19 protein-coding genes are annotated in these 20,352 nt (G+C 49.2%); 3 read left to right on the top strand and 16 right to left on the bottom strand.

Annotated elements, in window-relative coordinates:
* Positions 1-267: 267 nt before the first annotated feature.
* Positions 268-1,218, top strand: coding sequence for a DMT family transporter (locus AYK67_RS12435; protein WP_208976291.1), 951 nt, complete (start codon positions 268-270; stop codon positions 1,216-1,218).
* 83 nt (positions 1,219-1,301) lie between these two features.
* On the opposite strand, the gene serA is transcribed toward AYK67_RS12435, so the two are convergent.
* From serA to ruvC, 16 genes are all read right to left on the bottom strand, one after another.
* Complete coding sequence (gene serA, locus AYK67_RS12430; protein ID WP_068087158.1) at positions 1,302-2,891, bottom strand: phosphoglycerate dehydrogenase; 1,590 nt, start codon at positions 2,889-2,891, stop codon at positions 1,302-1,304.
* 107 nt (positions 2,892-2,998) lie between these two features.
* Positions 2,999-4,168, bottom strand: coding sequence for a phosphoserine transaminase (locus AYK67_RS12425; RefSeq protein ID WP_068087155.1), 1,170 nt, complete (start codon positions 4,166-4,168; stop codon positions 2,999-3,001).
* A 243-nt stretch (positions 4,169-4,411) separates the two neighbouring features.
* Positions 4,412-5,197, bottom strand: coding sequence for an outer membrane protein (locus AYK67_RS12420; protein ID WP_068087152.1), 786 nt, complete (start codon positions 5,195-5,197; stop codon positions 4,412-4,414).
* A gap of 339 nt (positions 5,198-5,536) precedes the next feature.
* On the bottom strand, positions 5,537-6,883 hold the full coding sequence (gene glmM, locus AYK67_RS12415; RefSeq protein WP_068087149.1) for a phosphoglucosamine mutase: 1,347 nt from the start codon (positions 6,881-6,883) through the stop codon (positions 5,537-5,539).
* A gap of 205 nt (positions 6,884-7,088) precedes the next feature.
* The gene (gene ftsH, locus AYK67_RS12410) at positions 7,089-9,053 is read right to left on the bottom strand and encodes an ATP-dependent zinc metalloprotease FtsH (protein ID WP_068087146.1); all 1,965 of its coding nucleotides are present in this window, start codon (positions 9,051-9,053) and stop codon (positions 7,089-7,091) included.
* Positions 9,054-9,312: 259 nt separating this feature from the next.
* Entirely contained in the window at positions 9,313-10,734 is a 1,422-nt protein-coding gene (tilS, locus tag AYK67_RS12405) for a tRNA lysidine(34) synthetase TilS (protein WP_068087140.1), read from the bottom strand.
* Positions 10,735-10,784: 50 nt separating this feature from the next.
* Positions 10,785-11,693: a tol-pal system protein YbgF gene (gene ybgF, locus AYK67_RS12400; RefSeq protein WP_068087137.1), complete on the bottom strand. Its 909-nt coding sequence runs from the start codon at positions 11,691-11,693 to the stop codon at positions 10,785-10,787.
* Between the two features lie 64 nt (positions 11,694-11,757).
* Positions 11,758-12,252: a peptidoglycan-associated lipoprotein Pal gene (gene pal, locus AYK67_RS12395; RefSeq protein ID WP_068087134.1), complete on the bottom strand. Its 495-nt coding sequence runs from the start codon at positions 12,250-12,252 to the stop codon at positions 11,758-11,760.
* Between the two features lie 161 nt (positions 12,253-12,413).
* The gene (gene tolB / locus AYK67_RS12390) at positions 12,414-13,724 is read right to left on the bottom strand and encodes a Tol-Pal system beta propeller repeat protein TolB (RefSeq protein ID WP_173645119.1); all 1,311 of its coding nucleotides are present in this window, start codon (positions 13,722-13,724) and stop codon (positions 12,414-12,416) included.
* Between the two features lie 81 nt (positions 13,725-13,805).
* The gene (locus AYK67_RS12385; protein WP_068087129.1) at positions 13,806-14,732 is read right to left on the bottom strand and encodes an energy transducer TonB; all 927 of its coding nucleotides are present in this window, start codon (positions 14,730-14,732) and stop codon (positions 13,806-13,808) included.
* Positions 14,733-15,191 (bottom strand): protein TolR, encoded by a 459-nt coding sequence (gene tolR / locus AYK67_RS12380; protein ID WP_068087126.1) that lies wholly within the window; start codon positions 15,189-15,191, stop codon positions 14,733-14,735.
* Complete coding sequence (tolQ, locus tag AYK67_RS12375) at positions 15,192-15,908, bottom strand: protein TolQ (protein WP_068087340.1); 717 nt, start codon at positions 15,906-15,908, stop codon at positions 15,192-15,194. It abuts the gene before it with no gap.
* 231 nt (positions 15,909-16,139) lie between these two features.
* Positions 16,140-16,619, bottom strand: a complete 480-nt coding sequence (gene ybgC / locus AYK67_RS12370) for a tol-pal system-associated acyl-CoA thioesterase (protein WP_068087125.1) — start codon at positions 16,617-16,619, stop codon at positions 16,140-16,142.
* On the bottom strand, positions 16,619-17,671 hold the full coding sequence (ruvB, locus tag AYK67_RS12365) for a Holliday junction branch migration DNA helicase RuvB (RefSeq protein WP_068087123.1): 1,053 nt from the start codon (positions 17,669-17,671) through the stop codon (positions 16,619-16,621). The genes ybgC and ruvB overlap by 1 nt, the downstream gene beginning before the upstream one ends.
* The gene (gene ruvA, locus AYK67_RS12360; RefSeq protein ID WP_068087121.1) at positions 17,668-18,285 is read right to left on the bottom strand and encodes a Holliday junction branch migration protein RuvA; all 618 of its coding nucleotides are present in this window, start codon (positions 18,283-18,285) and stop codon (positions 17,668-17,670) included. The genes ruvB and ruvA overlap by 4 nt, the downstream gene beginning before the upstream one ends.
* Positions 18,282-18,803: a crossover junction endodeoxyribonuclease RuvC gene (gene ruvC / locus AYK67_RS12355; RefSeq protein WP_082735791.1), complete on the bottom strand. Its 522-nt coding sequence runs from the start codon at positions 18,801-18,803 to the stop codon at positions 18,282-18,284. The genes ruvA and ruvC overlap by 4 nt, the downstream gene beginning before the upstream one ends.
* A 127-nt stretch (positions 18,804-18,930) precedes the next feature.
* Here ruvC and AYK67_RS12350 point away from each other — a divergent pair, with 127 nt between their 5' ends.
* Both AYK67_RS12350 and AYK67_RS12345 read left to right on the top strand, forming a co-directional pair.
* Positions 18,931-19,695 (top strand): sulfite exporter TauE/SafE family protein, encoded by a 765-nt coding sequence (locus AYK67_RS12350; protein WP_068087118.1) that lies wholly within the window; start codon positions 18,931-18,933, stop codon positions 19,693-19,695.
* A 112-nt stretch (positions 19,696-19,807) separates the two neighbouring features.
* Entirely contained in the window at positions 19,808-20,305 is a 498-nt protein-coding gene (locus AYK67_RS12345) for an Lrp/AsnC family transcriptional regulator (RefSeq protein WP_068087115.1), read from the top strand.
* The last annotated feature ends 47 nt before the right edge of the window (positions 20,306-20,352 follow it).

Genomic DNA, 20,352 nt, shown 5'->3' with positions numbered 1-20,352 from the left:
AACTTTAACGTATCAGAACGAATGGATACGGCTGGCAAGCGCCACGGCAAAGTCACAGCACACTCACGCAGGTGAGTTTATCCCTAAACCTTATATAGAAGCCTAGTGAAAATGACGAGTCTTACTAGCATATTTCCTGGCAATTTTTCGTGTGTTATCATCATTATTTGCCCGCACCATAAGCCCTCGCAAAACGGGTTGTGTGCTCTTTGGCAAGTGCTTAAAAAAATCGCGAAGTTTCTCAAATTTATTTAAGGGCAAAAAATAATGCGCACTCCCAATGCACCAGCCTTGCCAAAACAAATGACGCTTTTAAGCTGGGCTCTTTTACTCACACTGGGGACCCTATGGGGCGGTGCCTTCTTCACCGCTAAAATTGCCGTTATGGAAATTCCGGCACTCCCCCTTGTGTTTCTAAGGGTGTTTTTCGCAGCAATTGCCCTTTGGCTTTACGCCGCTATCGCCGGCATTGCCTTGCGCCTAACTATCAAAGACATTCCGATTTTCCTTTTACTTGGTCTCATTAACAACGTGGTGCCGTTTACGCTGCTTTTTTGGAGCCAGCAGTATATTCCCTCCGGTCTGGCAGCTGTTTTAAATGCATTTACGCCAATATTTACCATGCTACTGGCGCAACTCGCCACCAGTGACGAACGCCTGACAGCCGCAAAACTAGTGGCGGCTTTATTTGGTATTGCCGGTGTGGCCATATTGATGGGGCAAGATGCTTTTTCCAAAAGCAATGGCATGCTGCTGCCGCAAATTTTATGCCTCACAGCAGCACTTTCCTATGCCTTTGCCTTTATGCTGGCCAAGCGCATGCAGCAATACTCTACATACACCCTTGCAACAGGGCAGCTGTCGGCATCAACGCTCATACTTTCGCCAAGCCTTTTCGTAGGTTGGGCACCTGGCCAGTCAATGTTCCTGTTTGAACTGGCAAATATCTCGCTCACAGTTTGGATAGCTGTAGCCGTACTGGCTATTGTCTGCACGGCTGCTTGCTTTCTGATTTACTTTAAACTGGTCCGCGATGCCGGTAGCACCAACACCTCTTTGGTAACACTTATCATACCGCTTTCAGCCATTGTTCTTGGCTATGTTTTTTTAGGCGAGCAATTACAGCAAAACCACTGGATAGGCGGTGCATTTATCTTCTTTGCGCTACTACTCATTTCAGGCAAACTACCACGTAAACTATTTTGGAAAAGAGCTTAGCCAAATACAAAAAGCCGACCAATAGGCCGGCTTTCTGGAAGGTGATTTTATTATTTTTACAAGCGTGTTTCAGTGAAGTTCGCTTAAGCGAACTTCAAAACCTTCGCCTGTTTCACCTGTGAAATCGCTTCAATCTGTGCGGTTACATCTTCACTAACTTCGCCATCAACCTCAACCAGACAAATCGCTTCGTCACCGGCTGTCATACGGCCCAAGTTAAAGGTTGCAATGTTCACACCGGCATTACCAAGGATCATACCCAGCTGGCCGATAAAGCCCGGCTTATCTTCGTTGGTCACGTACAACATGTTTTCGCCAAGCTCGGCTTCCATGTTGATGCCTTTAATCTGGATAACACGCGGTTTGCCATCAGCAAACACGGTACCCGCAACAGAACGCTCCTGACGCTCGGTGATCACTGACAAACGAATGTAATTCTCGTAGGCACCTTGGCGCTCGCGGCGAACTTCTTCAATCTGGATACCGCGTTCTTTGGCCATGGCAGGAGCCGAAACCATGTTAACAGTTTGTAGCAAAGGCTTCAGCACACCGGTCACAGCGGCTGCGGTCAACGCCTTAACGTTCATTTCCGCAACATCGCCTTCGTATTCAATGCGAATACCTTTAAGACCGGTTTCGGTTGCTTGACCCGCAAAGGAACCAAGCTGTTCAGCCAGTTTTACAAATGGTGCGAGGCGCGGTGCTTCTTCAGCAGAAATTGACGGCATGTTTAGTGCGTTGGTTACAGCACCGTTCAGCAAATAGTCAGACATCTGTTCAGCAACTTGCAGCGCCACATTTTCCTGCGCTTCGTCGGTAGAAGCGCCAAGGTGTGGTGTACAAACCAGATTAGGCGCACCAAACAGAACGTTTTCTTTTGCAGGCTCTTCGGTGAACACGTCGAAACCGGCGCCGGCAACTTTACCGCTATCCAATGCCGCACGCAGCGCAACTTCATCAACCAGACCACCACGAGCACAGTTGATGATGTAAACACCGTCTTTCATAGTGGCGATCGCATCGCCATCAATGATATTGCGGGTTTTATCAGTGAGCGGTGTATGCAGGGTAATAAAATCTGCACGCTTGAAGAGCTCTTCAAGCTCAACCTTTTCCACGCCCAACTGAACAGCACGCTCTGGAGAGAGGAAAGGATCGAAAGCAACCACTTTCATTTTCAGGCCAATGGCACGCTCGGCAACGATAGAACCAATGTTACCACAGCCAATCAAACCCAACGTTTTAGAAGTGATTTCAGTCCCCATAAAGCGGGATTTTTCCCACTTGCCAGCTTGGGTTGATGCATCTGCAGCAGGCACCTGACGGGCAACAGAGAACATCATTGCAATGGCATGCTCTGCTGTGGTGATCGCGTTACCGAACGGGGTGTTCATGACAATGATACCCTTAGCGGTCGCTGCTGGGATATCCACATTGTCCACACCAATACCTGCGCGGCCAATAACCTTCAAGTTGGTTGCCGCTGCAATAATTTTTTCGGTCGCTTTGGTTGCAGAGCGAATCGCCAAGCCATCATACTGGCCAATAATTTCAGCAAGTTTTTCTTTGTCTTTGCCAACTTCTGGCATGAAGTCGACATCGCAGCCACGATCTTTGAAAATCTGAACGGCGCGTTCGGAGAGCTTATCGGAAATGAGTACTTTAGGTGCCACGGATCTAATCCTTCGTGCATAGGGATAGGAGGAGCGGCCGCATGTCTGCGACCGGGGGCATCTCGTCGTCTAATATAGACGGTAATAGATAAAGACGATTGCGCAGCTTATGCGCTCAGTTTTGCCTTTTCACTGGCGAACGCCCAGTCAAGCCACGGAAGCAACGCTTCGACATTTGCCAGCTCAACAGTCGCACCGGTCCAGATACGCAAACCAGATGGCGCATCGCGGTAAGCGCCAATGTCATAGGCAACGCCCTGCTTATCCAGTGCCGCAACCAATGCTTTAGCAAAAGCGGCTTGGGCAGCATCGTCCAGCGCTTGAATGTCGCTATCAACAATCTTGAGACAAACTGAAGTATTGGAACGGGTATCTTCGGCAACAGCCAGGAAGTCGATCCAGTCGGTTTTGGCAACCCAGTTGGCAATGGCACCAGCGTTTGCATTGGCACGGCCAACCATGGCTTCAAGACCACCGATGTTTTTCGCCCATTTCAGCGCGTCCAGATAGTCTTCAACACACAACATGCTTGGTGTGTTGATCGTTGCACCGGTAAAGATACCATCGATCAGCTTGCCACCTTTGGTCAGGCGGAAAATCTTCGGCAACGGCCACGCTGGTGTATAGCTTTCCAAGCGTTCAACAGCACGCGGAGAGAGAATAATAATACCGTGTGCGCCTTCACCGCCAAGTACCTTCTGCCAAGAGAAAGTAACCACATCAAGCTTGGCAAAGTCCAGCTCTTGGGCGAATGCTGCGGAAGTTGCATCACAAATGGTTAAGCCCTGACGGTCCGCCGGGATCCACTCAGCGTTAGGAACACGAACGCCAGAAGTTGTGCCATTCCAAGTAAATACAACATCATGGTCAAAATTAACCTGAGACAGGTCAGGCAAGACACCGTAGTCGGCTTCAAGGCGGCGTACATCGGCAAGCTTCAACTGCTTAACAACATCTGTCACCCAGCCAGCGCCAAAGCTTTCCCATGCCAGCATATCGACAGGGCGCGCGCCAAGCAAAGACCACAATGCCATTTCAACGGCACCAGTGTCGGATGCAGGAACAATACCGATTTTGTAGTCTGAAGGAACTTCGAGAACTTCGCGGGTCAGGTCGATTGCTTCTTGCAGTTTCGCCTTACCAATTTTAGCGCGGTGGGAGCGGCCCAAAGGCGCGTCTGCCAATATGGCAGGTTCCCAACCCGGACGCTTCGCGCACGGACCCGAAGAGAAATGCGGATTCATCGGCTTAACAGCCGGTACTTCAATATTAGCCATGTAGCTACCCTCACAGATAGGCGCCCCTCGTTGGGGAGGGGTGTCCCACCAACAGAACTAGGCCAAACTTGAAGTGAGGTCAACTAAAAAAGTGCAACTCGAATGCGATTATATTTTCAAAACCACGAAATATTTTTAAGTAATACATAAGCCCCTCAAAACATTGGGGCGTAAAGCAGTAATCACGACAGGATTTGCCGGTTTACACGCTGTGGGTAATTGCAGATCGGCTGCAATTACAGCTTAACGCACTGGCATATAGCTATTGGGGAACACACCGGGCTGATGAACCTCACTGCCGCCAAATTGATAGCGCAGCCCCAACCGCACGTTATGGGTGTTTAAATTTTTCAGCTGCATTCGTGTCTGCTGTCCGTCCAGTGTGTAGGCCTCGGTTTCACCGCTTCCAAGTGCAAGATACTGGTAACCGGCATCAACGGACCATGCCTGATCTATTTCATAGCTGGTCCCCGCCATCAGCGCATAAGCAAAATTCCATTTGCCAGCACCGCGCGCCCGGACCTCACTATTATCGCTGTTATGCGCAAGCACATCCGCAGTACGCACATAAGCAGCACCAAGCCCCGCCCCCACATATGGGGTAAAGCCGCCATAGTTTCCTAAATCAGCATAAATGTTAACCAGCGAAGCAACCGCACTGACCTGCAGATGATCTTTAGAGGTCCGCGCGCAAGCCAACGCGCACGGCTGTAATGCCGAAACCTCACGGGGAAATAAGGCTTGCACACCTAAATCGACACGAAAACTCTCGCCAAGCCGGTAGCCCACGCCAAAATTACCGCTGGCAGTTAATTGGCTGTCAGCATCAACATGGCGTGTTAGCGAAGAGATACGCGGACCAGTCTGTTTTGCAAAGCCGATATCGCCACGCAAATACCAACCACTTGTATTCACCTGCGGCAGTATCGGGTCATGCGCAATCATAGGCTCGGGCAAATCCACAGCCAGCGCATGCTGACTCACCAAAAAGCCTAGGAATCCAAATAAATAGCCCAAATTAAAACGCATATATTAACCTCAATTACTGCATGACCTACAGTAGCTCAAGGTATTTCTAACAATATTAGATTACCTAGATGTTAACCAACTAGGAGTTTCTTAACCATAAATAACGCAAAGCCAATACCAGCAATCGTTACACTAGAGCGTATTCCCGAAAAGTGGATACCGGTTTTCGGTTAAGAATACGCGTCAAAATAATAAACTAAAGCAGTTTGTATGCTTCTATGAAATCGCAAACTGTTTTATAAGCAATTGCTCCATTGCATATAAAACGGGGCATCGCACGCAACACCCCGTTTCAACATTACTATTTTTTGAGCGTAATATTTACAGCGCTAAAGTATTTTAAACGCTCGCTTTTTCAACGGCCCCGACAATATCGTCTATTACCGATACCAGCGTATCGCGGTTATCTGCTTCACCCATCACGCGAATAAGTGGCTCTGTACCAGAAGCACGGATAACAAGACGGCCATTTTCGCCCAGTTTTTCTTCACCGGCTTTAATCGCTTCCTGCACCTTTTTGTGCTCCAAAGGTTTGCCACCGGCATAACGCACGTTTTTGAGAATCTGCGGCACCGGTTCAAAGCGTTTACATACTTGCGAAACCGGCTTGTTCATGCGCTTCACACAAGCAAGCAATTGCAACGCGGCAACAAGGCCGTCACCCGTTGTTGCAAAATCAGACATCACAATATGGCCAGACTGCTCGCCGCCCACATTATAGCCATGCGCCCGCATATGTTCGACCACATAACGATCGCCCACTTTTGTCCGCGCCAGATGCAAGCCTTCGCCTTGTAAAAAGCGTTCAAGCCCAAGGTTCGACATGACAGTGGCCACAATACCGGGAGCCGACAAGCGCTCATCCTGTTTCCACGATTGGGCAATGGCAGCCATGAGCTGGTCGCCATCAATAATCTTGCTGTTCTCGTCAACAATAATCACCCGGTCGGCGTCACCATCAAGGGCGATACCAATATCCGCACGCACTTCATGCACCTTGTCGCAAAGGGCTTGTGGCGATGTCGAGCCGCAGTCGCGGTTGATGTTGAAGCCGTTTGGCTCCACCCCCATCGGGAAGACTTCTGCACCCAGCTCCCACAATACATCAGGGGCTACTTTGTAAGCCGCGCCATGGGCGCAATCGATAACAATGCGCATCCCTTCCAACGATATACCACGCGGCATGGTGCGCTTGGCAAATTCCATATAACGATCACGCATACCTTCAATACGGGTTGCGCGGCCCAGTCCCTCAGAGCCTGCCAATTGGGAGGCCAAATCGGTTTCCAACAAGCGTTCGATTTCCAGCTCAACCGCATCGGAAAGCTTAAAGCCGTCTGGTCCAAAAAACTTGATACCATTGTCATAAAACGGGTTATGGCTTGCCGAAATCATCACGCCCAAATCGGCACGTAACGATTGAGTCAACATGGCAACGCCCGGTGTTGGCATGGGGCCTAGCACATAAGCGTCAACGCCAACGGCTGTAAAACCGGCCACGAGTGCATTTTCAATCATATAACCAGAGAGGCGGGTATCTTTACCAATCACGACACGGTGCTGATGTTTGCCACGGCGAAACACTATACCGGCTGCCATCCCGAGCTTTAAAGCAACCTCAGGCGTTATGGGCCAACTGTTTGCCTTGCCACGGATTCCATCGGTTCCAAAATACGCCCGTGTCATTCATTTTCCTTACGTTTTACTCGCAGTCATACAATGCTTGTGAAGGGTAAACCCTTGCCTCGTTTTGTGCATTTCTTACACTGAAACTCCTTGCAATTCCCCTTCTTATTGTCGGTTTCCTCTCAAATTTTATGTTTATATGTTACACGGCACAAAAAACCCGGCACATTGGCCGGGTTTTTTAAATCACGTTTTTAAAAGCGCGTTAGCTCTCAGGTTGCGGCTTGGGAGCCTCACCCTCGCTATCCTCGGTCTTCGGCGCTTCCGTTGCCGGTTGCTCGCTATCTCCTTCAGAAGCTTTTGCACCCGCATTCGGCACACCGGAGGCAGGGCGGGAAGTTTTAACACTTTCCCCCATATCACGCACCGGTTGCTCACCTTGCAGCAGCTTGTCAATTTCATCGCCGCTTAGGGTTTCATATTCAAGCAACCCTTGTGCAATAGCGTGTAGCTGGTCTTCGTGATCTTTCAAAATCTGCTCGGCTTTCTCAAGCCCTTCAGTCACAAACCGCTTCACTTCTGAATCAACAAGCTTTTGTGTTTCATCGGAAATATTCTGGTTCTTGGCTACAGAGTGCCCCAAGAAGACTTCCTCTTGGTTTTCACCATACAAAAGTGGCCCCAACGCGTCAGACATACCGTATTGCGTCGCCATGGCTTTGGCGAGGCGGGTCGCCATCTGAATGTCACCACCCGCACCAGAAGTCACTTTTTCGTAACCAAAAATCATTTCTTCTGCCACACGGCCACCCATTGCCACCGCCAAATCAGCGCGGCACTTGGCGCGTGTCAGGGAAACCTGGTCTTTCTCCGGCAAACGCATCACCATACCCAGTGCACGGCCACGCGGAATGATAGTTGCTTTGTGAATCGGGTCAGACGCTGGCATATGTTTGGCCACCAAAGCATGGCCAGCCTCGTGATAAGCGGTCAGTTTTTTCTCTTCTTCGCTCATCACCAATGTACGCCGCTCCGCACCCATCATTACCTTATCTTTAGCGTCCTCAAATTCGCTCATGGTAACAAGGCGCTTGTTACGGCGTGCGGCCAGTAGTGCGGCCTCGTTCACGAGGTTCATCAAATCAGCACCCGAGAAGCCCGGCGTACCGCGCGCCAAGGTGTGTACGTCAACGTCCGGTGCCAACGGCACTTTACGCATGTGCACTTTCAAGATTTTTTCACGGCCCATGATATCCGGATTAGGCACCACGATTTGACGGTCAAAACGGCCCGGACGCAGCAATGCAGGGTCCAGAACATCAGGACGGTTGGTCGCAGCAATAATGATAACGCCTTCGTTCGCCTCAAAACCATCCATTTCAACCAGCAACTGGTTCAAGGTTTGCTCGCGCTCGTCGTTACCACCGCCAAGGCCGGCACCACGATGGCGGCCCACGGCGTCAATCTCGTCAATAAAGATAATGCAGGGCGAGTTTTTCTTGGCTTGCTCGAACATATCGCGCACGCGAGAAGCACCAACACCCACAAACATCTCAACAAAGTCAGAACCGGAGATCGTAAAGAAGGGTACTTCCGCTTCACCGGCAACAGCGCGTGCTGTCAGGGTTTTACCAGTACCTGGAGGGCCAACCAGCAAAACACCACGTGGAATGCGGCCACCAAGACGTTGGAATTTTTGCGGATCACGCAAGAACTCGACAATTTCTTGTAGGTCTTCTTTGGCTTCGTCAATACCGGCAACATCTTCAAACGTCACCTTACCAGCGGTTTCGGTGAGTAGCTTGGCCTTGGATTTACCAAAGCCCATCGCCTTGCCACCGGAACCTTGCATCTGGCGCATGACAAAAATCCAGATAGCCAGAATAAGCAGCATCGGGAACCAGGAAATGAGCACATTTACCAGTGTAGAGTTTTCAGCGGGTGGCTCCGCTTTAACAATAACATTTTTGGCCCGCAGCAATTCAACATATTGCGCACCTTGAGGCGCATAAGTCTGGAACTTGCCTCCGGTGTTATAAGTGCCGGTTATTTTCTGTTCCTGAATGGTTACATCGCGTACTTCGCTGCCTTCAACCTGCGACAGGAACTGCGAGAATGCAACTTCATCAGAAGCACGGTTCGAACCTGCTCCCTGCATCATTTGGAATAATGCGATTAATAACAGACCGATAATCACCCATAGGGCAAAATTCCGGAAATTTGTGTTCATTTCGATCCCTTTACCGCTATGGGCGGCAGTCTTCACGTCCTAGTTTACTGAACACTAACATAGGCAGCATTGTCGCATCTGCCAAGGTGTCCACTATAAAAGAGAAAAGTCTTAGTCTGGCATTCTAACGTGATTTGGTTTTCCAGCCGTAAACCGAGGCGCATTCTAATTGAATTTAAAAAGCACTTCTGTAGATCTTAATCCGACTGTAAATAAGCGCAGTAGCAACTTTAAATACTCAAAGCGAACCAGCGATAATTTAAAACCTTTTTATAAGCTCCAGTGTAAGCCCCTCTTCAACTCTCAACTCTCGCAATTGCAACTCTTCCTCGCTTAAGGAATTGCGCAATTGCCTATCAAACTCTTTATCCCATGGGATGTAGGGTAGTTGTCCTGCAAAAACAACAAGAGGAGCTGTAAAAAAAGCTTCTCGAGGCCATTCTTCTGGGGCTTTTAGCCCAAACTTTACCCAATCCTCCTCGCCCAAGGCACGAATCATATCGCACTGCGCTTGCTTAGGGTCAGCATTCATGTATCTGCAAATGTGCGCTTCACTATTATTATTGATAGAAAATCGCTTATCCCAAACCAAATTCCTGCCAGGAGTTAAAGCGACTATATCTTCACATCTGTTAAAATATAGCGATGGAATTTCGACACGCCCCCGCTCTTTGTAAAAGTACAAATATTTCGCAGGGTCAGTTTTTAAGGCAGCCATATTTTTTTTCGCGCGTCCGCGCTTGATTTGTACCCCGGAAAGTGTCCCTCCTCTAAATGAGGGGTGAGCAATCTCTTCAAGGGTGCGCTCCAATGATTCAAGCCTTGCGGTAAAGGTTGCACCACTCACACCTTGTAGTAATTGCGCCAAGGAGCGCAACTGTATTTCAAGCGGCGCTTGCATCAGCGTTGGCAATTCGACACGCACCGCCCCACTAGCATGCACCACCGTACAATCATTTAGGTGCTTTTTGACATAGTATTGAACCGTTTCTCGTACACGATTCATCGCTTTTGCAGTCGCTGTAACCCGTGCAACGCTGAGCCCGATTTCATCCAGTTTTGGCTGTAGCTGGCGAATCCGCACCCGTGAATAAGCCCTGTCTTGATTGCTAGGGTCTTCCACCCAATCAACTCCGCGTTCCCTAAGGCACTGTAATAGTTTATCTTTTGATATTTTGAGTAAAGGCCTTGTTATTTTAACAAGCGCTCCGTCGCGCTCAAATGCCATAGCGCTCAGCCCATAAACGCCACTGCCACGCGCCAAACGCGAAAGGAAAGTTTCTGCTTGATCTTCAAGGTGATGCGCCAATAACAACCGTGCACACCCGGCATCAAAGGCCGCATTTTCCAAAAGGTTCAAACGTGCTTCACGTGCACTGGTTTGCACACTACCAATGTCATTATTATGCTGCCAGATCAAAGTCCTATGCGTGATACCAAGCGTATTGCATAGATCGGCAACCCCTTTTGCCTCTTGTGCTGCCTCTTGACGTAATCCATGGTCAACGGTGAAAACAACTATTTCTGGACCGGTTTTCAACCGGTTAGACCATTCATAACATAATATGAGAAGTGCTAGGGAATCGCCCCCACCAGACACACCAATAGCAATGCGTTGTTCACCCTTTAAAGGCGCGAATAACGCATCAACCTCTTGTGCGGACAAGGCAGTGTTTTCCATCATATCTCCCCAAAGGGGGCTTATCTTTCAATATCTTAAGCACAATTCTCCTAGGAGCATTGTGCTTGTTTTTTCTCTTCTTTAGTGCGCTGTAAAATATTCGGCTGCGCAAAGGGGTAAACTTTCAGCAGCTCGTCAAAGGTCGCACATGCTGTATCTTTATTACCCAAAGCAATCAATGAGTTACCCAGCTTTAACAGGCTATTTGGCGCAAGCTCGCTCTCGGGGTAGTCCGTGTAGCTTTTCAAAAATGCTTCCGCAGCTTTTTGATAGTTCTTTTGTGCCAAATAGCTTTCCCCGAGCCAATGCTGTGCGTTGGGGGCCATTTCGAAATCGGGATACATTCCCAAATATGTATCAAAACCCTTAGCTGCTGCCGCATAATGCCCGTCAACCAACAAGCCGTAGATGGCATTATAATCGGCTTTGGCATCTCCGGTGAGCAAACTATTCACGTCACCGCTGAATTGACCGCTCGCAACATCGCTCTGTCCACCCTGTACCGCCACATTAGCCTGTCCTCCCAGTGCCGAAAGATCAAGCGGTCCGCCGTTACCACCTTGGCCCTGCGTGTTTACAGCTGGATTTTGCTTTAAAGCAGCCCCTGAATTTGCTTGGGATTGCCCATTAGGGCCTGGAGAAACGGCCGTTGCTTCAGGCTGTTTTAAAGCAACAGGCGGGCTTATCCCCGCTTTTTCCTCCAACTGTTGCAAACGGTATTCATTATCTTCCTGCATACGGCGGTTTTGGTCTTCAAGAGTTCGAATCTGGTGTCCCATCTCTTCAATCCGCCCCGTTAACTGGCGCACTTGATCTTCAAGCTGAACCAGACGGGCCGTATTTTGGGCCGTCTCTTCATTAGACTTTCCAAACAGTTGCGCCGATGCCGGTGCAACTGAACAAGCAAGACAAGTGCTCACCAACAAGGCAACACTTACTTTTTTCAGGCCAAATGCCATAATTAAACTCCTGTGCCTAAAACCGCAGGCCAGACAATCTAAACACTACATTAAGTAGTGATAATTAACTACCAGCGCCATTCAAAACAGTTACAGCACGGCGATTCTGGCTCCAGCAGCTTTCTGCATTACAAACAGCAACAGGCCGCTCTTTACCATAAGATATTGTTTTAATTCGCGAAGGACTCACGCCGCGCGATACTAAATAGTCTTTGGTTGCCGCTGCACGGCGTGCACCCAATGCAATATTGTATTGGCGTGTACCGCGCTCATCCGCATGGCCTTCAATTGTTACAGTGTATGCACCGTAATTGTTCAACCACATGGCTTGCTTATCCAATACCATCCGCGCTTCACCGCTTAAAGCAGTCTGGTCATTGAGGAAGTAAATTCGATCGCCCACATTGACAACAAAGTCCTGACTTGTCCCCGCTGCAACGCTACCATTCGCACTCGCGGCAAGTTCCGGCCGCGTTTGCGAACAAGCTGTTGCCAACAAACCAAAGGCAATAACTCCAGCTATTTTTAACTGTTTGCCCTGCCAACTTTTTTTCAACATTTTAAACTCCTAAAATCCTCAGTGCGAAACGCTGAAATATCCCCCTTTAAAGGGGATAGAATACGCGTTTGTCCAATTCACTGTCTTTTCAGACGATTTATCAACTCAGCACTCGCTTCCCCTAGCAGATTGGCAATCTGCGAGTACTGTTTATCCTCTTATCACTCAAGTACAGGTGACCACGCCGGATCAGAGGCGAATCCCGGTGTTTGCAATTCGCGCTCATTGTACCCTGTTAAGTCCACAGTCCAAACCTTTGGCCCGCCTTTTTCTCCCGGTGTATCGCGGAAAAAGATAAGCACCCGCCCATTCGGTGCCCATGCCGGGCCTTCATTATGGTAGCCCTCGGTCAAGATTCGCTCACCCTTACCATCAGGGCGCATAACTCCAATCATAAAACGCCCTTGATTCACCTTGGTAAAAGCAATCAAGTCACCACGTGGAGACCATACCGGCGTTGAATATCGCCCTGGCCCAAAGCTAATGCGATGTGCATTGCTACCATCCGAGTTCATCACGTAAAGCTGCTGTGTTCCCCCACGATCGCTCTCAAAGACCACTTGCCGGCCATCAGGAGAGAAAGAGGGACTGGTGTCAATGGCCGGTGTATTGGTGAGCCGTGTTGTCCGCCGTGAGCGCAAATCCATTAAAAACAGATTGGCATTACTGCCCTGCTGCAAACTCATAATCACGCTTTGCCCATCTGGCGAGAATCGCGGCGCAAATGTCATACCGGGAAAATGGCCCAGCATTTCCCGCTGTCCAGTTTCAATATTAAACAGATACACCTGCGGATTCTGCCCTTGATAGGACATGTACGTCACTTCTTGGCGCACTGGCGAAAACCGCGGCGTGAGCACAAGGTTATCCCCGCGTGTGAGGTAGCGCACATTGGCCCCGTCCTGATCCATAATCGCCAACCTTTTGCGGCGTTTGTCTTTAGGCCCCGTTTCATCAATGAACACAATGCGGGTATCGAAATACCCTTTTTCCCCCGTCAACCGTTGATAAATGGAATCAGCTATGATGTGCGCAAGGCGGCGCCAGTTATCCGGCCGCGTAAAAAACTGCTGACCAATCAGCTGTTGTCCTGCAAATACATCCCAAAGGCGAAACTCGGCTTTAATTTGCCCGTCAGGCTGTGCCACAATCGAGCCACTCACCAAGGCTTGCGAGCCAATGGTACGCCAGTCGCCAAATCGTGGCATGCTATTGGCATTCATGCCCTTTTGAATGTAGGCTTGGCGATCAATGGGTGCAAATAAGCCGGAACGTTGCAAATCCGCCCAGATTACATTGCTGATATCTTCAGCCATACCTGTCTGAGTACCTACGCCCGCCAAAAAGGGGAGTGCAATAGGCATAGGCTGAACATTACCCTGTGTAATATCCAGTTCTAACAACGCAAATGCGGGCTGCGTGACAAAACTACTTGCAAGCAAAGCAAGGGCACCACCAGCAAAACAGCGCATTTTATAAAACAAGCGCTTTGAACTTTGCGCTTTTATCAGCGAAAAGGCCTTTGACATATTCTAGGGTTCCCTTTCCAATTCCTAGTAACCAAGCATTGCTCTTGGATCAAAATTAATTTTCACGGTCTGCCACGACTGATATTTAGCCACTGGCAAATTATAGGGGGCACAGCGATAAACAGCTCGTATCGCACTTTGTGCGGCAGCCCCGAAAGCCGGATGCGATATCGAATTCAACACCATTGGCGAACCTTGAACTTCGCCATTTCTGGACAGATCAAATTGCAAACTCACAATCAAAGTTTCAGCACCAACAGCACCGACGGGCGGGTTCCAACAACGGGCAATCTGGCCACGTAAAGCATCTAGCTCGGATAGAGATAACTTCACGTTTTGCTGTCCGCTCTGCACGCCCAACGAGGTCGGCGTGGTATCTTGTGCCACCCCGCCACCACTTGGGGTCGTTTTGTTCAATAGAGCTGCAATTTTATTTGGGTCGAAGTTATTTTTCTTCGGCTTCTCTTGCTTTTGCGGTTGGAATCTAGGCTTAACCCGTGGCCGAACTTTGACAAGCTGCTTCGGTTTATCTTCTTTTTTTGCTTCCGGCCCAACTTCCGCCTGACTATCAGCCGTTTCTAACTTCGGACTTGGTTGCTTTGGCTCAATTTTTTGAGGAGGTGCGGGTTGCGGTTCGGGAGCTCTTGCATTCTCGTTTCGAGCCTTCTTTTGCGGGGCGTTTTTATTATTATCGTTGTTACTTTGCCCTTTGGGCTGCTCTTTTTTGACAGGAGGGCGCGGCTTTTTCGCCGGTGCAATTGATGATTCTTTTACTTTTTTCGCTTGGGCAGCACCTTGTTGCAGCTTGGTCAGCTCTTCTATACTCACCAAATCAACAGGTAGCGATTCCACTGGCTCAGCCGTTAGACTATCCACATCCGGCAGCGCAATAAACCCTGCGCCTAACAATAAAACGTGAGCTGAAACAGAAGCGATCAAAGCCTTGCGCATCTAAGAACCGCCCTGCTCTTCCCGCGTCACCATACCAATACGCTTAAAACCAGCCGCGTTGATACGCCCCATCACCTTCATGATAACGCCATAGTCGGCATCTTGATCACCGCGCACATAAATGCGCTCGTCATATCCCCCCTTGGCAATCGCTGTCAGTTTTGGAATCAGTTCATCAAGCGGAATTTCGGTATCTTGAATAAACACCTGCCCCGAGCTATTGACAGAAATGGCTATGGGCTCGGTATCACCGTCAAGCTGTTTGGCCCGCGTTTCAGGCAGGTCAATTGGCACGCCCACGGTTAATAGCGGCGCAGAAACCATGAAAATAATCAGGAGAACCAACATCACATCCACCATGGGTGTAACGTTTATCTCGCTCATGGGCGCATGCGCATGGCGAGAACGCCCCCGCCGCTTTTTGGGCCCGCTTGAGTTTGTCCCTGCTGCCATGCCCATTTACGACACCCGCTCATCAATACGGCGCGAAAGAATAGCCGAAAACTCGTCGGCAAACCCCTCCATACGAGCTCCAAGTTTACCCGCATCAGACTGCAATTTATTGTAGGCGATAACCGCCGGAATAGCGGCCACGAGACCAATACCGGTGGCGAATAGTGCCTCAGCAATACCCGGCGCAACAACGGCCAGACTGGTGTTTTTAGAAGCAGCAATAGAGGTGAAAGACCCCATAATGCCCCAAACGGTTCCAAACAGCCCAATAAACGGGGCAGCGCTACCGATTGTCGCCAAGAACAACAACCGTTTTTCCAAAGCTTCCACTTCGCGGGAAATGGTTAAATCCATCACCCTGTCAATACGTTGTTGCAAACTGGCAATTGCGGGCTTTTGCCCTTCCAGTGAGCGTTTCCATTCACGCATGGCAGCTACAAACAATGCCGCCATGCCATCATTGGCCCGAGTTGATAAGGACTTGTAAAGCTCTTCAAGAGACTGACCGGACCAAAACACATTTTCAAAGCGATCCATTTGCCGCTTGGTGCGTCGATATAAAATCACCTTGTCAAAAATAATCGCCCAGCTCCAAATGGATGCAGCCATAAGCCCGAGCATAACCACCTTGACCACAATATCCGCTTCGAAAAACAGCGAGAGGTAAGACACCCCTTCAACTGGTGCACTCAGCGCAACTTGTGCAACTCCATCAGAACCCATTGACAAAGGACCTTTCGCCCGAAAAAGCACGTTGGTATTGCAAACCACTTTTGCAATACGCATGAATTATTGAGTTGTTGCCTATCTGCCTGCCGAATTTGGCAAAACTTCGACTTAACCAACAAATAACTTACAAATAAAAAGAACCCGTTAAGGTTACTGAATACTTAATGACCAACTATTTTTTAGAAGCGACTCTCTAGAGTTCATTAATTTGGTGTCAAAGGGACGCTAAAATTGCGAATGCACCTCTGGTAGTAGTGCCACCAACTCTGCTGGTAAACGTCTGGGGCGTGCGTCCTCGTTTATTACTGCTATCGTTACCACAGCCGTAAACAGCGTTGTATCTTGGCGCTTAATGCACTGCTCCATAACAATACGCGCACCTTTAAGTAGGGTCATAGAAGTATGCACTTCAAGCAAATCATCTATTTTCGCGGGGCTAATGTAATTAATATCCATATGACGCACAGCAAATGCCAGCTTTTCTCCATGGACACCTGCATCAAGCTCATGGTGATGTACCCCGCTTAAACGCAGGAACTCAGTACGCCCACGTTCGATAAACCGCAAAAAAGCGGCATGGTAAACGATGCCGGTAAAATCGGTATCTTCATAATAAACCCGTATCGGAAGCTTGTGGATTTTGCCTTCGAATCCCCCGCCAATATTCTGCGTTTTATTGCATTCAAACTCTTTAATATCGCTCATTATAAATTTGTATCCTCGTCACCAAATAATTGCATTTGTGGTATGGACACGTCATCTGGAACAGCAAGCCCTAAATGGGCAAAGGCAATACGCGTTAAAATCCTGCCGCGCGGAGTGCGTTGTAAAAAGCCATTTTGAATAAGGTACGGCTCGACAATTTCTTCAATAGCATCACGCGGTTCGGAAAGTGCAGCGGCGATGGTTTCAATTCCCACTGGTCCTCCACCGAAGTTGCGCGCGACCTGATTCAAATAACGACGGTCCAAACTATCAAGGCCCGCTTTATCTACTTCAAGCTGTCCCAATGCACGGTCCGCCAAACCTCTATCAATTTCTGCGTCTCCTGCCACGATGGCAAAATCACGGACCCGGCGCAAAAGTCGCCCGGCAATACGCGGTGTCCCTCGTGAGCGTTTGGCAATTTCCCGCGCACCCTCTTCGCTCATACCAATGCCCAACAAACGCGCCCCACGCTTGACAATCAGCTCCAGTTCTTCCGGCGTATAAAACTCCAACCGCACAGGAATGCCAAAACGGTCGCGCAAAGGGGTTGTCAGCAGTCCCAAACGCGTTGTTGCCGCCACAAGCGTGAACTTGGCCAGATCGATTTTGACAGATCGCGCCGCAGGTCCCTCGCCAATAATCAAGTCCAGCTGATAATCTTCCATCGCCGGATAAAGGACTTCTTCAACAGCGGGGTTCAAACGGTGAATCTCGTCAATGAACAACACATCCCGATCTTCCAGATTGGTCAACAGGGCGGCAAGGTCACCAGACTTGGCAATCACCGGACCGGATGTAGCACGGAAGTTAACACCCAATTCACGCGCCATAATCTGCGCCAAAGTGGTTTTCCCCAACCCCGGAGGCCCTACAAACAAAACGTGGTCTAACGCTTCCTGTCGGGCTTTGGCTGCACCAATAAATACCTTAAGATTCTCTCGCGCCAGCTTTTGACCGGTAAAATCATCCAGTGTTTGCGGCCGCATGCTGCCGTCAATTTCATCGCCGAGAATTTCAGGGGTCACCAGACGTTGGCCGTCAGTTGTCATTGTGCAAGTTCCTTAAGTCCAAGGCGAATTAATTTTTCGGCCGGGGCATCTTCTCCGGCTGTTTTAAGTGCTGCGGCCACCGCAGCGGATGCCTGCGCGCTTTGATAGCCCAAGTTGCTCAGGGCAGAAACAGCGTCAGCAACTGCACTGGAGCCAAGATCGGCTTGGGCGGCCTGCGCTACCTCAATACTACCTTGATCAACGCTGGCAAAGTTAGGTGCTTTATCCTTCAGCTCGGCCACAATACGCTCGGCAACTTTCTTACCCACGCCCGGCGCGCGCATAACACTCGCCTTATCGCCCAGCGCAATGGCATTGGCAACTTCATTTGCTGGCATAATACCCAAAATGGCCAGCGCAACCTTGGCACCAACCCCTTGCACCGTTGTAAGCAGACGAAACCATTCGCGCTCGCTGTCATTGGCAAAACCATAAAGGCGGATCATATCTTCACGCACAACCGTTTCAATAGAAACGCTCCCCGCTTCGCCGACCCTAGGCAAATGTTGCAGAACACGCGAGGGGCAATGCACCTGGTAACAAACACCCTGCACGTCCAGCAGGACGTAATCATCACCATAGCTATCAACAATGCCTTTTAGTTTACCAATCATTTCGTCCGCACTCCCGCTTCTGCCAGCCGTGATGATGCCGCCCCGCGGTGCTGTGCGTGACAAATGGCAATTGCCAGCGCATCTGCCGCATCATCCGAATTAAATGTTGCTCGAGGCATAAGCACCTTCACCATCATACGAATTTGCTCTTTATCCGCGTGCCCTGTACCCACCACCGTTTTCTTAACCAGGTTCGGGGCATATTCCGCTACTGCCAGCTCATGAAGTGATGGTACTAACAAGGCAATGCCGCGTGCTTGCCCCAGTTTTAGCGTTGCGCCGGCGTCTTTGTTGACAAACGTATTCTCAACAGCTGTTTCATGTGGCTGCATACGCTCAATAACATTTTGCAGGCCATCATGCAGTTGCTTTAAACGCTCGGCCAAAGATTTGTCGGCGCTGGATGTCAAAGTACCACTGCCAACAAAACTCATTCTGTTGCCAACAGCATCAATCACGCCCCAGCCCGTACGGCGTAAACCCGGGTCAATACCCAGTATTCGAATCGGTTGCTTCATAAGAACAAACCGCTAACAAAAGTTATCACGAGATGCTAGCCTTGATAGAAATATACTGGTCGAACTAGTGTTATCACCAGCGCCGTGATACCCACAATTATTATTACTTTTATCTTTACAGGGCTTCATGGCAGAAATCTCAGTCAATACAGATAGCATTTTTGTGCTCTGCATTCTTTTCATTGCAGGGCTGACCCGTGGGTTTGCAGGTTTTGGCTCTGGCATGATCTTTATCCCAGCAGCTGCAACCGTTATGCCCCCGGCACTCGTTGCTACTCTTTTTCTTCTTCTTGACTCTCTAATCACTCTCCCCCTAATCAAAACAGCATATCAAAGCTTTGAGGCCAAAACCGTTTTCTATGTTTTTGTTGGCGCTATTCCTACCGTTTTTCTTGGCAACTATATTCTTTCAATTTCCAACCCAGTTGCTGTGCGTTGGGCCGTATCGCTTATTGTTTTAGCTTTGGTCATGCTCTTGGTTTCAGGCTGGACATACAAAAAACACCCGAAACCCATGGCATCTTATGCTGTTGGCTTAACCTCCGGCTTTTTAAGCGGGCTCTGCCAGATGTCCGGACCACCCGTCGTATCCTTCTGGCTTTCAGGCCCAAATGAGCCGCAAACCATTCGCGCCAATCTGATTATTTATTTTGCCCTCACCAGCTGTATCGCTATAGTTTCATTTTGGCTCAACAACCTTTTCACGGCCGAGCTCATTCCTTTACTTACTTTAGGTATCCCCGTTTATGCACTCTCTTTATATCTAGGCAGCAAATGTTTTCGCTTCGCACCACCCAAGATCTACAAAGGTATTGCCCTTACAATTATAATGATTACGGGCATCACAAGCCTACCTGTAGTTGATGGCTATTTACAATATCTGCGGATTTAACCCCTCGAAACCAGTCTATGTCACTTTGACGCCTTGCCACCTGCTTTTTTATCATCTAATCACCTTGATGTTCGCAATAAAACACCTATAAAACCAGAGAAACAGCGAATTCATGCCAAAGACATCACTTGACACAATCGACTTTGAAATACTCAAAAACTTACAAAAAGACGGTCGCCTCACCAATGTTGAGCTGGCCAATAATGTAGCACTATCGCCTTCCCCCTGCTTGCGACGTGTCAAAAATCTTGAGGAAGCTGAAGTCATCACCGGCTACCGGGCGGCGGTAAACCGCAAGGCTGTTGGTTTGGAAATGACAATCTTCGTTGAAATGCGCATTTCAAAACAAAATCGTAATCGCATTCAAAATATATTGGAGCGTGTCGTGGCACGTGAAGAAGTTGTCTCTTGCCATTTAGTCTCGGGGCAATCGGACATTCTGGCCGAGGTTGTCGTTCCAACGTTAGATGCCTATGACCACTTGCTCTCCGACTTCCTCATGGCGCTTGAAGGCGTTGAGGATGTGCGTTCCAACTTTGCAATTCGCACGGTAAAATCCAACGGACCATTGCCCCTAGGACACTTAGAGGACTTGGAACGCGACAGCTAATAGTATTGCTCAAGCATGCGAAACAAAAAAGGCGGCCTCACCAGAAG

This window comes from Polycladidibacter stylochi (assembly GCF_001562055.1).
Classification (GTDB): domain Bacteria; phylum Pseudomonadota; class Alphaproteobacteria; order Rhizobiales; family Stappiaceae; genus Pseudovibrio; species Pseudovibrio stylochi.
Note: the sequence above shows the minus strand (reverse complement) of the source record. Positions and strands in the feature narration are given on the sequence as shown.

Bases quoted from the DNA above. Each gene is read 5' to 3' on its own strand.
- AYK67_RS12435 (WP_208976291.1), top strand. From the start codon at position 268: ATGCGCACTCCCAATGCACCAGCCTTGCCAAAACAAATGACGCTTTTA.
- AYK67_RS12425 (WP_068087155.1), bottom strand. From the start codon at position 4,168: ATGGCTAATATTGAAGTACCGGCTGTTAAGCCGATGAATCCGCATTTC.
- AYK67_RS12420 (WP_068087152.1), bottom strand. From the start codon at position 5,197: ATGCGTTTTAATTTGGGCTATTTATTTGGATTCCTAGGCTTTTTGGTG.
- glmM (WP_068087149.1), bottom strand. From the start codon at position 6,883: ATGACACGGGCGTATTTTGGAACCGATGGAATCCGTGGCAAGGCAAAC.
- ftsH (WP_068087146.1), bottom strand. From the start codon at position 9,053: ATGAACACAAATTTCCGGAATTTTGCCCTATGGGTGATTATCGGTCTG.
- tilS (WP_068087140.1), bottom strand. From the start codon at position 10,734: ATGGAAAACACTGCCTTGTCCGCACAAGAGGTTGATGCGTTATTCGCG.
- ybgF (WP_068087137.1), bottom strand. From the start codon at position 11,693: ATGGCATTTGGCCTGAAAAAAGTAAGTGTTGCCTTGTTGGTGAGCACT.
- pal (WP_068087134.1), bottom strand. From the start codon at position 12,252: ATGTTGAAAAAAAGTTGGCAGGGCAAACAGTTAAAAATAGCTGGAGTT.
- tolB (WP_173645119.1), bottom strand. From the start codon at position 13,724: ATGCGCTGTTTTGCTGGTGGTGCCCTTGCTTTGCTTGCAAGTAGTTTT.
- AYK67_RS12385 (WP_068087129.1), bottom strand. From the start codon at position 14,732: ATGCGCAAGGCTTTGATCGCTTCTGTTTCAGCTCACGTTTTATTGTTA.
- tolR (WP_068087126.1), bottom strand. From the start codon at position 15,191: ATGGGCATGGCAGCAGGGACAAACTCAAGCGGGCCCAAAAAGCGGCGG.
- tolQ (WP_068087340.1), bottom strand. From the start codon at position 15,908: ATGGGTTCTGATGGAGTTGCACAAGTTGCGCTGAGTGCACCAGTTGAA.
- ybgC (WP_068087125.1), bottom strand. From the start codon at position 16,619: ATGAGCGATATTAAAGAGTTTGAATGCAATAAAACGCAGAATATTGGC.
- ruvB (WP_068087123.1), bottom strand. From the start codon at position 17,671: ATGACAACTGACGGCCAACGTCTGGTGACCCCTGAAATTCTCGGCGAT.
- ruvA (WP_068087121.1), bottom strand. From the start codon at position 18,285: ATGATTGGTAAACTAAAAGGCATTGTTGATAGCTATGGTGATGATTAC.
- ruvC (WP_082735791.1), bottom strand. From the start codon at position 18,803: ATGAAGCAACCGATTCGAATACTGGGTATTGACCCGGGTTTACGCCGT.
- AYK67_RS12350 (WP_068087118.1), top strand. From the start codon at position 18,931: ATGGCAGAAATCTCAGTCAATACAGATAGCATTTTTGTGCTCTGCATT.
- AYK67_RS12345 (WP_068087115.1), top strand. From the start codon at position 19,808: ATGCCAAAGACATCACTTGACACAATCGACTTTGAAATACTCAAAAAC.